This window comes from Bartonella sp. B10 (assembly GCF_053794435.1).
This window is the reverse complement of sequence record NZ_CP200030.1, coordinates 1,471,463-1,486,365: the sequence shown is the minus strand read 5'-3', so window position 1 is coordinate 1,486,365 and position 14,903 is coordinate 1,471,463. Positions and strand designations below refer to the sequence as shown.

8 protein-coding genes, 2 tRNA genes and 3 pseudogenes are annotated in these 14,903 nt (G+C 36.7%); 3 read left to right on the top strand and 10 right to left on the bottom strand.

All coding sequences use genetic code 11. The features are described 5' to 3' along the window. Nucleotides 1-995: 995 nt before the first annotated feature. Complete coding sequence (locus V3565_RS06285) at nucleotides 996-3,317, top strand: NADP-dependent malic enzyme (RefSeq protein WP_455478309.1); 2,322 nt, start codon at nucleotides 996-998, stop codon at nucleotides 3,315-3,317. Nucleotides 3,318-3,897: 580 nt separating this feature from the next. On the opposite strand, the gene sufA is transcribed toward V3565_RS06285, so the two are convergent. After that, a complete protein-coding gene (gene sufA, locus V3565_RS06280) occupies nucleotides 3,898-4,248 on the bottom strand; it encodes a Fe-S cluster assembly scaffold SufA (protein ID WP_455478308.1) in 351 nt (116 codons plus the stop codon). Between the two features lie 387 nt (nucleotides 4,249-4,635). Here sufA and V3565_RS06275 point away from each other — a divergent pair. Continuing rightward, nucleotides 4,636-4,712: transfer RNA gene (locus V3565_RS06275), tRNA-Pro, on the top strand. 196 nt (nucleotides 4,713-4,908) lie between these two features. Here the strand turns inward: V3565_RS06275 and V3565_RS06270 are convergent. The 8 genes and pseudogenes from V3565_RS06270 to ilvA form a co-directional block, all read right to left on the bottom strand. Next, nucleotides 4,909-5,121: pseudogene (locus tag V3565_RS06270) on the bottom strand (DUF721 domain-containing protein); the annotation flags it as partial. Beyond that, entirely contained in the window at nucleotides 5,091-5,420 is a 330-nt protein-coding gene (locus V3565_RS06265) for an AAA family ATPase (protein WP_455478884.1), read from the bottom strand. The pseudogene V3565_RS06270 and the gene V3565_RS06265, both read right to left, overlap by 31 nt. Before the next feature lie 703 nt (nucleotides 5,421-6,123). Continuing rightward, nucleotides 6,124-8,111: pseudogene (locus V3565_RS06260) on the bottom strand (transposase domain-containing protein). Beyond that, on the bottom strand, nucleotides 8,108-8,566 hold the full coding sequence (locus V3565_RS06255; protein WP_455466856.1) for a hypothetical protein: 459 nt from the start codon (nucleotides 8,564-8,566) through the stop codon (nucleotides 8,108-8,110). Before V3565_RS06255 ends, V3565_RS06260 begins: the two are co-directional and overlap by 4 nt. Further along, nucleotides 8,563-9,151 (bottom strand): annotated as a pseudogene (locus V3565_RS06250) (ParB/RepB/Spo0J family partition protein); the annotation flags it as partial. The pseudogene V3565_RS06250 and the gene V3565_RS06255, both read right to left, overlap by 4 nt. 575 nt (nucleotides 9,152-9,726) lie before the next feature. Beyond that, a complete protein-coding gene (locus V3565_RS06245; RefSeq protein WP_455478307.1) occupies nucleotides 9,727-11,166 on the bottom strand; it encodes a DEAD/DEAH box helicase in 1,440 nt (479 codons plus the stop codon). 234 nt (nucleotides 11,167-11,400) lie between these two features. Further along, nucleotides 11,401-11,931 (bottom strand): hypothetical protein, encoded by a 531-nt coding sequence (locus tag V3565_RS06240; protein WP_455478306.1) that lies wholly within the window; start codon nucleotides 11,929-11,931, stop codon nucleotides 11,401-11,403. A 34-nt stretch (nucleotides 11,932-11,965) separates the two neighbouring features. Next, a complete protein-coding gene (gene ilvA, locus V3565_RS06235; protein ID WP_455478305.1) occupies nucleotides 11,966-13,231 on the bottom strand; it encodes a threonine ammonia-lyase IlvA in 1,266 nt (421 codons plus the stop codon). Between the two features lie 159 nt (nucleotides 13,232-13,390). On the opposite strand from ilvA, the gene V3565_RS06230 reads away from it, so the two are divergent. After that, nucleotides 13,391-13,476, top strand: a tRNA-Leu gene (locus V3565_RS06230). A gap of 282 nt (nucleotides 13,477-13,758) precedes the next feature. On the opposite strand, the gene V3565_RS06225 is transcribed toward V3565_RS06230, so the two are convergent. Beyond that, on the bottom strand, nucleotides 13,759-14,577 hold the full coding sequence (locus V3565_RS06225) for an outer membrane protein (protein ID WP_455478304.1): 819 nt from the start codon (nucleotides 14,575-14,577) through the stop codon (nucleotides 13,759-13,761). Between the last annotated feature and the right edge of the window lie 326 nt (nucleotides 14,578-14,903).

The following is a 14,903-nucleotide window of genomic DNA, read 5'->3' as shown; positions in this document are numbered from 1 at the left end:
AAGGGTATAATATTTTACTGTATTCTCGAAGTTGTTGATTTTGGAAAGGTTAGCGTTAATATGAGAAATACCATAAAAATTTTGTTAATTTAAAAAATTACATTGTATTTACTAATAGACTAATTTAGCTGAGATATATGGTGAAACAATTACAATCACAAAATAGATAATTACTATTAGGCTATCATAAACATTACATTTGTGAATTTATTAAAATGATACTATCAATAACAGAGCATAGTGTTGTTTGATACGATTACTGTTTTTGTACGACCTGGATTTATTTTTTTATCGTTATTTCAAAAGACTAATTTTGTGATGTGAAACCAATGTATTTCAATTAAATTTTTACTCATTGAGACAATTATGAAATTTACTCTAGGGAATTTCTGTTTATTTTTAGATACATGATCAATTGAAGCTAAATACTTACTCGTAGCATTTAGCATAATTTCAACCATAAATTAGTTACTTTTGTGTTGCATCAATGATGAAGATAGAAGTAATTCATCCTTTATCATGTCTCTTTACCTCTAAAAGAGTATTAATAATTTAGGAAAGATACAAACTTGCAAATTTGATAATATGCCCCCACCCATAAAACTATAAGTGAAAGAATTAAACTTCATTGAATTATGATTAAGGAAATAATAATAGTCTATCTCGTTTGTCGTCTTCCTTTCTCGATAACATTGCAAAAAAAATTACTGCTTGGTAATGTTGATGCTTATAATGTTTTTCTATAGATCTTTTAAAATTTGACTGGCTGTTGCAAAAATTTTTCTGAGGAGAAATAAAATAACAATGCTAATATCAGCGAAATCATTCATTAATGTAACTAATATCATCAACGAAGCTGATTTGATAATTCAGAAGAATTATTTGCCAGCGCATTTTCGCGTTCGTGTCCATCAAAAACACATCTATTAGTAGACAAAACCACGTCAGAAATCACGATGTTTATATAAATACACACTAATCCGGATATCATAAAAATGTCTACAAAAGAAAATAATAATTTTGGTTCACAAGAAACTGAACTTGACAGTGCAGCACTTTTTTATCACCAATACCCAAATCCTGGAAAATTAGAAATACAAGCAACAAAGCCCCTTGGAAATCAACGCGATCTGGCGCTCGCTTATTCTCCTGGTGTTGCTGCACCATGTCTCGCAATTCATAACGATCCGAAACTTGCAGCTCAATATACCTCCCGTTCTAATTTGGTAGCTGTTATATCAAATGGTACGGCCGTTCTTGGATTAGGAAATATTGGTGCACTTGCATCAAAACCAGTCATGGAAGGGAAAGCTGTTTTATTCAAAAAATTTGCAAATATTGATGTTTTTGATATTGAAATTGATACGACCGATATAGAACAAATGGTAGAAACCATATCTGTATTAGAGCCAACATTTGGTGGTATTAATCTTGAAGATATCAAGGCCCCTGAATGTTTCGAAATCGAAGAAAAACTCCGTGCTAAAATGAATATTCCAGTTTTTCATGATGATCAACATGGGACTGCTATTATTGTTTCTGCTGCCGTATTGAATGCATTAAATCTTGCTGGAAAAAAAATTGAAAATGCCAAAATAGTTACCTCAGGTGCGGGTGCTGCTGCCCTAGCTTGTGTTAATCTTTTGGTTCGTCTTGGAGCAAAAGTTGAAAATGTTTGGCTTAGTGATATAGATGGTGTTGTTTATGAGGGACGAACAACACTTATGGATCGTTGGAAAATCAGTTACGCGCAAAAAACTGATGCACGTATCTTATCAGAAATAATTGATAATGCTGATATCTTCTTAGGTGTATCAGCAAGCGGTGTTTTAAAACCTGAGTATTTAAAAAAAATGGCTCCAAAACCGTTAATTTTAGCACTTGCGAATCCAACACCAGAAATTATGCCAGAAGAAGCACGTATCATTCGACCAGATGCAATGATCTGTACAGGACGCTCTGATTATCCCAATCAGGTTAATAATGTGCTGTGTTTTCCATATATTTTCCGTGGAGCATTGGATGTTGGTGCAACTGCAATCAATGAAGAAATGAAAATGGCAGCAGTTCATGCTATTGCAGCCTTGGCTCGTGAAGAATCTTCTGATGTAGCAGCACGTGCCTATGCAAAAAAACCATCCAGTTTTGGGCCAGACTATCTTATTCCCTCACCTTTTGATCCGCGCTTAATTTTACGCATTGCCCCTGCTGTTGCTAAGGCAGCAATGGACACAGGTGTAGCAATACGACCAATTAAAGATATATCTTCTTATTATGATGTTCTTAATCGCTTTGTGTTCCGTTCTGGTTTAATGATGAAACCCGTTTTTGCCGCAGCTAAAGTAGCACAGCGCAAACGCATTATATATGCCAATGGTGAAGATGAACGTGTACTTCGTGCAGCACAAATTGTTCTTGAAGAAAAAACTGCAGTTCCTCTTCTTATCGGTCGTCCACACGTAGTAGAAGCAAGATTAAAACGCTTTGGCTTAAAAATTCGTCCTGGTATAGATTTTGAACTTACAAATCCAGAAAATGACCCACGTTTTCGTGATTATGTTAATCTATTTCTTCGTTATACAGGTAGACGTGGTGTCTCACCCGAAGTTGCAAAAACAATAGTTAGAACATCAACTACAGCTATTGCCGCCTTGGCAGTTATGCGCGATGAAGCTGATGCTATGATTTGTGGTTTGGAAGGACGTTTTGAACGTAATCTTGAATTGATTGAACAAATTATCGGACTTGATCCCAATATTAGTCATTTTTCCGCTGTTAGTCTTCTTATCTCTTCTTTTGGCGCTCTATTTTTAACAGATACCTACGTTAATGAAGACCCTTCTGCTGAAGAAATAGTAAAAATGACAGTATTAGCAGCTCAAGAAATTGAAGCTTTCGGTATAGCACCCAAAGCAGCATTATTATCGCATTCCAATTTTGGATCCAAAAACACAGAAAGTGCGCGTAAAATGCGTCGCGCAACTAAAATTCTTACCGAATTATATCCAAACCTAGAAGTGGATGGAGAAATGCATGGTGATGCTGCACTTTCTAAAGTTTTACGAGATCGTGTTTTTCCTGATTCACGCCTTAAAGGTGAAGCTAATTTACTTGTCTTCCCGACACTTGATGCTGCCAATATCACTCTAAATATTGTTAAAAATCTAACGAATGCGCTTCATATAGGTCCTATATTAATTGGAGCTGCACGTCCTGTACATATATTAACACCTTCTGTAACCTCACGGGGAGTTGTTAATATGACAGCTCTTGCAGTACTTGCTGCGAACAGAAAACAGTTTTGTAAAATAAACTAAAATAAAATTTTAGATTTTTTATTTAATCTTAAAGTATAATATATTCGTAATAATGGAATCGCTTTTTATATCAAGAAAAAAGATAATCTAAGATTTATAGAAAACACTTTGTATACAGAAATTTATGGCCAGCTTCATCAAAAAAGGTGGATAATTTTTTTCACTCTGCATCGTCTTGTTTTGTAATATGGCGACGTAACTTAAACACCAAATACCGGACTAGCAAAAAATGAAAATTAGTATAGCCACAGATTAAAAAATTTACAGAAGTGTCTTTAGCATATTTTGTTAATAAACCACTAAAAATAAATCCTTTAATTCTAATAACTTCTCAGTGTTACGATTGTAACACTTATTCCGCATATACCTCCATTTACATGGTGGTACAGTATCATTTAGAATTGTGTAAAACGTATATGTAACAATATCTACTGTCCTTGGTAATCAAGCACTAAATATGTCAACGATATCGTTTAATTTCTGCATTAAAATTACTACATTGACATCATTATTTTCATAAAGAAAAAATTCCATGCATATAACATATCAAACTCAACTAGTTACACATGTTTCAATTTAATTAATTTTGCAAGGCAGGACGAAGCTCAACCGATTCACCACACCCACATGCTGAAATTTGGTTAGGATTTTTAAACACAAAACCAGATCGAAGTGTTGTCACTTCATAATCCATTTGCGTTCCTAACAAAAATAATACTGCATCATGTGCTATAAAGACGCGAGCACCATCAATTTCAATAACATCGGCATCCAGAATTTCTTCCTTTACAAGATCAATTGTGTATTCCATCCCCGCACAACCACCTTTTTTAACACCAACTATGATACCATACGCATCTTTCGTATCCATAATAGCTTTAACACGATTCAATGCAGCTTTTGTTAAACTTATTACCCTAAAACGGCTCATAATTTACTCTTTTCTGATTTAAAAAGCACATTAAGTAGTTTTATATATAATATTTTAACTATCTGATATAGCAAAAACAAGACAGTAAAACCTAATTGAAATATTTTGATCTTTTTTAACAGAAATAAAAAAACTTATGCCCTACAATTACATTCGTCATTGTGTATTTATTCCAAAATTTCATTTTTGCTATTTGGATTATCTATGTGATACACAAATATCTTTCCTTCATTCCTATTCAGTAGCCAAAACAAAAAACGAACTTATCTGGAAATATAAAAATCATATCTAACTTCTTCATAATTTATATAAAACAGTTAAACATGTGATTCTACTTCTTTTTTTCTTGCCTTTGAAGGAACAGTCGTTTAGTCGTTTTGTACAAATCGGAGCGTAGCGCAGCCTGGTAGCGCACTTGACTGGGGGTCAAGGGGTCGTGGGTTCGAATCCCGCCGCTCCGACCATCTTTCTTGTATCTTGTTTGTAGCTTGCTGTAGCTTGCTGTAGCTTGCCACCTCGTTTTGCACTATTTGCCATTGTAGCTTGCCACCTCGTTTTGCACCAATTGATTTTTTTTCAAAGGGTTTTCAAGGGGGCTTTAAAGGGACTTTTAAAGCCCCTCAAAGAGTCTTTATTTTCTGTTAAAAATGATGTTTCGGTATTATTTTTTTCTGCAAAAATAGCACAACCAAATTCATAAAGTGATTGGTACAGTTTTCTATTTGTAATCCCCTCAAGAATCTTTTTTACACATTGTTTATCTTCTTCAGTTGGCACTGGGGTTGTTGGTAAACAATCAGGAAAAGATATAGATCTTTGTTCTATTTTTATACGATCGATAGCTATGTATCCAAAAAAGCCATTAATCCTATGCCATTAATATCAACAAAATGACGCAATTGATTAATCGATTCATCTGTAAGATTTTGCGCTTCATCGATAATCAACAGCGTACCACTTCCCACACGCTCTAATTTCTTGCCAATAGCACGCGTTAAACGGGTGGGATTATATTCCACCACATTTAATTCTGCTGCCATATCATTCAAAATACCATGAACACTGCGCGTATGCGGACTAGCTGTCACAAGATAAACATGCGGACGAGTCGCTCGATAATGGCGGCAAGTTTCCGTCTTGCCGCTGCCCGCATCAAGCGTAATCATCACCATATCGCCCGTACTTTGCGCCAACGTTAAAGTGTCAATGATTTCATGCGCAATACGATTCTTTTGAAAGGCAGGCTTTTCGGGGATCAGTTCCAAAAGACCTGCCGTCTCTTTTAAAGCATCTACCCATTGTTGAACCTTCGCATTTTGCTTGCCTAATTGTCCAGCATAACTACCCGAATACCACTGTGAAAAGGTTCCATCAGGCATACCAATGCGCCGCGCTACTTCTGCCTTCGACCAATCATTCATAAGTGCCAAAGCTCTCACCGCATCCACAAGCTCATTCCATAAAGCAATATCATCACTATTGCGGTTTTGTGCTGATCCATCGGGCTGGATTTTTGGTCGCGCCCAAGTGTTTTTATCAACTGTTGCATTTATCGCGTACTTCATGTACATTCCCCTCTGTATTGATTTAGACATTGAAAGGGGAAAGGCTCAAACCCGCCCCTTTCTTTCGTCTTAAATGAACATTCAAAGCCGTACGCAATACTCAACCGGCCACGTTAAATCCCCCTCTTCTTTTTATTACTGGGGTAACTTGATAACCTCATGCTCCTTACCTCTTAGGGCAAAGACACCTGAAAATTTGATTGTATTGATTTAGAAATTGAAATGGATAAGACTTCTCCCCCCTTTCTTTGTTAAATCTTCAAGCCCGCACATGAACCTCAACCGGTCCTCTTAAATTTCCCCCTGCTCCTTATCCCTCTTGCCGAGGAAACTTTATCACTTCATGCCCCTCATCAGACGCCGAAAGCTTTCTCAAAGCTTTATGCAACTGTTGACTAAATTCTTGGGCGTCCAAAGCTTCATCATCGTCCACTTTAAGGGCTAAATTCCCCACATTGCTTTGAACCAATCGGCTAACCTTTGGCTTTATTTTAGGCACAATCTTTAAATCATCGTCCTTTCATTCAACCTGACGGTAAACATCTGCAAGCTGATCGGGAGCAAGTTTAGCAGCCAACTGTTTTTCTGCTTTAACAGCTTTCACGTAATCTTTGCGCAAGCGTCCATTTAAACGTGCTGCCTGTTGATCGTAAAAACCAACATCCGAAAGACAAGCTGCCATGCAAATCAAACGGTTATCTAGGTCATAAACCCGCAAATCCTGATGTAAATTATCTGGATCAAAACGGACAATCACCTTTTGACCCGCATGCTGATTAAGCGCCTGCGACCAATAACGATTGCCATAAAAATGTATCTCCCCCGTCCCTTTTTGCGTGCGAAGTGCCTCTGATGTCAAAAGCCATAAAGCCCGTTGTGCCGCCGTTGCTTGCCGGATAATCGTCCCCTCGGCCTGTAAACTTTCTTCAAATGTGACATCAAAACTCCGCCCCGCACAATTAAGCGCTTTACGCCCATTTTGCGCATTATGGGCAACAATTTGTGCTCCAACATGCGCTTTGAATTCCTCAAACCCTATTGCACGCCGCCCATAATCTTCAGGCTTGGCATCAGGTTTATTCCCCGTATAAGCTCCAGCACAAAAAGGATGTTTCGAAATCGCTTCTGCCAGATCACGCCATGCTCGCTCAATTGGTTTTGATTGCCCGCTATAAGGTGTGGTCCATTGCAGTTGAACACCCAATGTCGTCAAAAGTCCTTGCGGATCGTCTGGCTTAATTTTAAAGCGAAAACGATTTTGCACACCCCCGAAATCCATTTGCTGGTAAAGGCACGACCATTATCCAAAGTCATAAGCTCCGGAATGCCATAAGTTTCCACCATATCACCAATCACCAAACGAACAATTTCCCAAGTTTCAGAATCCGATAAACGCCATGATAAAATCTTCCCAGAATAAAGATCTTGAATGGCGATCAAATAAAGACGAACAGGTTTTTCTGACCAAGGAACCCGAACAAAAACATCTAATTTATGCCCATCCATATTCACTGCTTGCAGAGCATGAAGCGTCGAACGATCACGTCGTTGTGCAGGATAAAGCTTTTTTGCCTTTTCTTCTCCCTCACGTGCTAATGTCACAACCGCTTTGGAAACTTCTTTATTGAAACGACGCCGCAAAGCCCGCTCTGAAGGAATGGGCACCCAACCTTTTTCCTGTGCAACCGCAACCATGCGCCGATAACAAGCCGAAAATGCAGGCTTAGAAGAACGTAAATAATCCGAACATAAAACTTCCCAAGCCCCCTCATGACATATTGCAAACTGTGAATAATTATCTTCACCGCAAGCTGATGCTAATGCTGGCAACCAATCACTACGACTATGACCTTCTACCCTCTCGCGCCAATTAAAAAGCGACCTGCGGCTTACGCCAAATTTAATCCCCGTGCTGGTTGCTGCATCATGCACACCTACACCAGCTAAGAGTAAATCATCCATAAAACAAAGCGCCTTCAAACGCTCTTCACAGCGGTTTTTATGTGCCTTCGAAAGGCCATCATAGCGCAACCAAATCCCCTCTTTTTGCGTACTTTCTTCCGTATTTTGAAAAACGGCAATCTCTCTTTGCTGCATCAGTAAAACTGCCCGCGACCGCTCTGGCAATAAAGAGACGTGGTACTCCCAAACCGGCTTGGTTTTTCCTAAAATTTGGCGAAACAACTGTGTATTTAAACGCCATTTTTTAAGTGCGAGATTATTAAGGCCGACTTTTGTTTTTGGCAACTCTGGCAGGGCTAATGCAGCTAATTCTGCAATGCTAAACCATTCTTTCATGGCTGCCCCCGCTTAATCTTCACGGGTGTAGCCCGCATGGCTTTTAATTGCGCGGCAATCTTCCTTTGTTCCTGCTGGAGCCTAGCAATCTCTGCTAACCGCGCTTCATCCCCTTGCAATAACAATAAGCCATCTTCACTCACAACCTCATCCCACAGCCAAAACGCTCCCGTAGCGCGAACAAAAGCCTTAAAGCGTGGTAAAGAAATATCCACCTGCTTACTTTCAGCAACATAAGCATCCAAACTCGCCTTACTTAAACAGCCAATCCCCAAATAATGGGCCATGCGTTCAGCAATCACACTCCGTTCAAACGGGCATTCACGCAAAGCTTTAGCCATGGCACGTTTTATTCGTGAGCGAAATCGTTCTAAATCAATCTGTGCAACAGGCTCACGACAAGGAAAAACCGGCTGTTGAAAAAAATCAAGCTGTTGAGAACCATGCCTCTTCATGCCTGCTCCTCCCCCCGTTCTCTTGCAAGATAATCACAAAACCGCGCCTTTGTTTGCGCATCCGCTCTCTGCCAAACACCCAACAATTGGGCAAAAATCCGTTCCTGTTCATTGATTTGTGGCGGTGTATTAATGCCATTGACCAAATCAACAGCCCGCCGTAAATCCCCCTCAACCTGTTGCAAAGCAATCGCCACACGCCGCTGCGCAACCGGCTCCATCTTCGCAAGCTTCAACAATTGCGCCTGATTATCCGCCAATGCCGTGCCACGCAAAACCGCCCGCAATTCCGGCTGTAAATGCTGGGAAATGCGATTAAAGCGTTTTACTGACTCCTTCGATAAACCAATCCTGTCGGCAATATGTGTGGAAAAATGCAAACTTTGCACTGTACCATTTAAGTCAATATCATTTGGCAAAGGGTCAACTTGACCATGTGCACTTTGTCCTTTGAACATTGATTACCATGATCACTTGTTCCCATAAATCGCGATAAGTTTGCACAAAAAGCGCACAATCAATAACCGATAACTCATTGCAAAAAAGGTTTTCTACTACCTCCAAAATGCGGCATTCTCTTTTATCTTATGGTATCTAAAGCTTATGAGAAATGTGTTTGAAACACACATCTTTGTAACCAATGGTTAAGTTGCAAAAGCTTGTTTAAAAATGGAAAAAGTCGAAGAAATTTTGCCTCTTATAAAACTGCACTTAAGACGGCAAATTGAAACTGAAAAAGCACAGCTAACAAATACATAAAATTGGGTCATTTTTGACTGATTTCAAAGCTAACTTCATGTGTTGTTTGATTTTTTTTTCAAAGGACTCTAAAAGACGGTTTTCTAAGATTTTAAAGACTTTTCAAAGCCTCCACCCTCTTTTCTCAAAAATTGTAACTTTTGCCATTTTTTGCGCTTTTTGGCAATTTTAGGTGTAAAAATGAACTTCACGCACTTAATGGTAAAAAATATAAGTAAAACAATGAATTATAATTTATTCTTAACTAATCAAAACTCTTCCAACTGAGTGCAAAATCTAGTTCAAACTACATAGTTAAAGCCACAAAAATTATACTCTCTTCTGCTTGCTTGTTGTAGTTCATTGGTGTAGATCTCTGATTGTTTCAGATTACGAATTATGATTTCTTCTAAATAGTTTACTCAAGCTGCTTTTTTCACTGATTTACGTAAACGAAAAGACTTTGTACGCTTCGCAGATGCTTTTGCTTTTTCATGTCTTTCACTTTTAGATAAAGAATCTCTTCTATGTGACTGTGCAGTATTGTCTTTACAACCAGAAAACTTCTTCTGACGTTTAGATTTTTGAGAACGAAATCCTGTATCAGATTCTTTTTCTTTCCCTTTTAACACAAACGATTTTTTTGGAAACTCCGCAAACTGAGCTGGAATATCCTCACGTGTTAATCTCATACAAATAAGACGCTCTATAGCACGCAAACGCGCTCTCTCTACTCCTTCATCAAAAAGTGTAATCGCATCACCAAATGCACCATTACGTCCTGTACGACCGATACGATGCACATAGCTTTCAGCTTCATCTGGTAAATCATAATTAATAACGTGACTTATTCTTGGTATATCAATACCACGTGCTGCAATATCTGTCGCAACAAGAACCCGTACTGATCCTTCACGAAAAGCTTTTAATGCATACTGTCGAGCATTCTGTGATTTATTCCCGTGAATCGTCGCAACAGAATACCCCATTTTCTTTAAATTACGTGTAACAGCATCAGCGCCGTGTTTAGTGCGAGTAAAAACTATAACTGAAGCTAAAGCTGGATCTGTCAAAAGCTTGCCCAAAACATTCTTTTTTTCACTCGTAGGAATACAATATAATTTTTGAGTTATTTCTACAGCAATAGTCCCTTGAGGTACAATTTCAATTTTTATTGGATCGTTGAGTAAGCACTTTGAAAAAGCAAGAATCTCTTTCGGCATCGTTGCAGAAAAAAGTGCTGTTTGACAATCTTTATGTAAAAGTTTTGCAATTTGATGTACATCGTTAATAAAGCCCATATCCAACATACGATCAGCTTCATCAAGAACTAAAAAGCGAGATTGAGAAAGATCAACACATTTTTCACGAACAAGATCTATTAAACGACCTGGCGTTGCTATCAAAACATCTACACCTTTTTCCATACGTTTAATTTGCTTTAAGCGTGATACTCCACCTAACATGAGACATGTTGAAAGATGTGTCCCTTTTGCAGCAGCACGAATAGCTTCATCAATTTGAACAGCTAATTCACGCGTAGGAACCAAAATCAAAGCTCGTGCAGTTTTAGGACAACGCTTATCACCTAAGACCAAAATTTGACTCAAGATAGGTAAACTAAACGCCAAAGTCTTCCCAGAACCTGTCTGTGCAATACCTAAAATATCATGACCTTTTAGAATCATTGGAATAACTTGTTCTTGAATAGGTTTAGGTTGACTAATACCAGCAGTGAACAAATTTTGTACCAAAAAAGGGGACAAACCTAATTCTATGAAAACATTTTCTTTATTTATATTCAAAATACAATCTTTCTTCGGCTCAACAACCAATAAAAATGATGGAATAACCTCCACCATCAAGGAATCCATACGATAAGAACTTGACATTCTAATTTACGAAGTAACAATTTGAAACAGCTGTACACAACCCTTAAAAACCTTTAAACTAAACAAAGGCATGTAACTTTTCTTTATAAGAGATAAATCTGCGATCCAAAATAACCTTGCCACAATATCGTTGGATTACAACAAAAAAGCAAGTACTTTGCAAAATATATTTATTATTAAAAAGAAAAATAATATTGTAACCGATTATTTTTTTATTATTGTTTCCTTTGGTAAATTCACCCCATTAAAATCAGGATAAATTTCAAGAAAAACTGGATTTTGTATAGTTTTCTGACCACCATAAATTAAATACCATTGATTTTTATCAAAAATCGCCAAAGTTCTATATTGAATGATCTGATCTTTTATCTCAAGTTCAGTTGGAATTAAAGCATAAAAAATACCACTATCAGTTTGTAGATAATCTATATTTGTTTTATCCAAACGATAAGCGTTAGCAGGTAAATTTTTAAATTGAACACGTATCTTCTTAAGAAAATTATCACGCAAATTATTCTCTGTGGTATTCAATCGACGAGCCATTTCTTTGTAAAGAAGATCAGGCATAAAAGAAGAGAGAGATGCAAAATTCTTATTCTTCACGGCATTATTGATACTAACAACCAAATTTGAAAGATCAGCTTTTTGTACTACTGTCAATTCAGACGCAAAACTGTACTTAACGGCATTTAAAGACAATAATAGACTTAACAAAGAATAAAAAACAAGTTTCATTTTATCTCTCTTTTTTAGTAAAAGTTTCAGCTTCTCATATAACAAAATCAAATAATGTTTGATTGTCTGTAATGTCGTGATAACGCCAACCTAATGCCTGAAATTTTTCCTCTAAAAGACGAAAATTATCGTATTTTTTTGTCTCAATTGCAATTAATACAGAACCAAAACTTCTGGATGACTTTTTGAGATACTCAAAGCGCACAATATCATCATCTGGAGATAATTGAGTAAGAAATTTGCGTAACGCACCAGGATGTTGTGGAAAACTAAAAATAAAATACTTTCTTAATCCTTGAAAACGTAGAGAACGCTCTTTGATATCCGGCAAACGTTCAAAATCAAAATTACCACCCGAAATAATAAGAAGAATTTTTTTACCTTTCAATTCTTGAGAAGAAATACTGTTCAGAGCATCGATTGATAAAGCTCCAGCTGGTTCAAGAACTATACCTTCAACATTAAGCATTTCAACCATTGTAGAACAAACACGATTTTCAGGAACTGTAATAACAGAACTTGGTGAAAATCTTTTCAGTATTGTATAATTTAATGCACCAATTTCAGCTACAGCAGCACCATCTACAAACGTATCAATATTTTCAAGTTTGACACGTTTTCCACTCCTTAAACAAGAAAGCAAGCTCGCAGCTCCTTGTGGTTCAACAAACCGAAGCTTTGTTTTCCAAGCACATTCCTGTATAAATTTACTCACACCGCTGGCCAAGCCACCCCCTCCTACAGGCACAATTATCAAATCTGGCTCATTTTCTCCATTAAGTTTCTTCCATTGTAAAAAAGCCTCATATAAAACTGTAGCTTGCCCTGTAATAATTCGAATATCATCAAAAGGTGGTGCCATTATACCGCCGCTCTTAGCTGCAAAAGCTTGTGCTGCTGCATAGCATTGATCAAACGTATCACCAGTTAAACGGATATCAACAAACTCTTCACCAAAAACGCGTGTCTTATCAATTTTCTGTTGCGAAGTTGTCACAGGCATAAAAATGACACCTTTACGTTTAAAATATCGGCAAACAAAAGAAATCCCTTGCGCATGATTACCAGCCGACGCGCAAACAAATACTGTATCTTTAGATATCTCACGAAGGGTTCCTGAAACAAAATTAAAAGCACCTCGAATCTTATATGATCGTACCGGTGTTAAATCTTCACGTTTTAAATAAATTTCTGCATCATATTTCTGACTCAGAAAATCATTTCTTTGAAGCGGCGTTTCAGTAAACATACTACGTAAAGCTACCGTAGCCTCGGTTACATCGCGGATAAATTCACTCATAACATAAGCCATTCCATATTTCGTTTAATATTCATACACGTTCCTTCTTACTATAAAGGAAACCATTGTCAGTTTAAAATTTATAAAAAAATGAAAAGTTTTTCTTTGATGATTAATTCTTGATTCAATAAGAGATATAGCTTATGAGAAGGCTTTATCGCGGACGTGATGAAATCGGTAAACATAGCAGACTTAAAATCTGCCGGTCTAAGACCTTGCGGGTTCAAGTCCCGCCGTCCGCACCATATTTACAGTAATTTTTCTTTATTTTTCAAACATTAGTTTAATAAAAAAATAAATTGCACTTTATAGCAAGATTGTAGTGTTACCGAGAGACGATCATGATTATACAAAATTACGAATCATAACTTCTTTTTGACCACGAAAAATATCCAAAGAACTCCACCATTGAAAGAATAGAATTCTTTGAAAATTTATTTTATCCCATTATAATAATAAAAATGTGCTAAATAAAAAATAAAGGTCCCATCAAAGACAGGACCTCTTGGAGATTTAATTTGCAAAAACTAAAATTTGTAGGCTAAGCCAACACGAAAGTCGTTAATTTTATAATCAAGCTCAACCTCGTCTCCAAATTTCTTTTTACCAAAATCTGAATAACGATACTCGGTACGCAAAATAACATTATTCGTCATCGCAAAATCCATACCACCACCAACAGTATAACCAACCATCATCTTTGTATCATCTGATACATCATTAAAGCTAGCTTCTCCTGTAATAGTTGTAGATAAAATGTCCTGTAACTGCCCGTAAGCAACGCCACCAGAAATATAATACATCGCATAAGCAGCAGGAAAACCAACACGCAACCTTGTAGCACCAGACCATTTTTGTTTTATAGTGTGGGTAAAAGTTATATTATCTCCTTTTTTTTCCAGTTTTTGTCCAAGTCTTCCGTTTACTTCACCTGCTTCCGCATTATCCACAACAACAGTTTTTATACCTTTTCGTCCAGACAAAAGCACATCTGTATCAACCCCAAAAATCAAATCATTTCCAAAGTCAATATTAGCACCTGCATATAAACCACTTACAAAACCAGAAAGCTTAGGTAAATATTTCTCCTCCATTGGAACCCATTTTTCATTCATTTTATCACGAAAAAGAGGAACTTCAACATCACGGGTGACTGCAGAAATTTTACTCGAAAAGCTGCCAACCTGACCTCCAAAGTAAAAACCTGTCCAAGAAAAAGCAGAAGAAGAAATAACTGGTGAAACAACATATTCTGACCCAGAAGGAATAACCTGGTCTGCTGCATATACCATAGAAGGCAAAACAAAAGCAAAAATAGATGCTGCTATTAAACATTTTGTATTCATAGAATATACCCCATTGCTATTTTTCAAATAATAAAAATATAATCTAGAAAATTTAGGTTATTGTAAAACTTTACACTACAAAATCATATATATTCTTTACAATTACCCTAAAAATTGAGTTTAGTAAATAATTTTTAATGACATTTGCTAAAATATTACCAATTATTTTTATCATATCGATATATTATTAAATATCAATTTAATACACTATGTAAAGTATTTAGTGGCAAAGTTTAATTCTAAACTGATATAAATGTATATATTTTCACTATTTACAAAAATTATTATAAAAAGCTTTTAAAATCATAAATATTAAATAATAAATT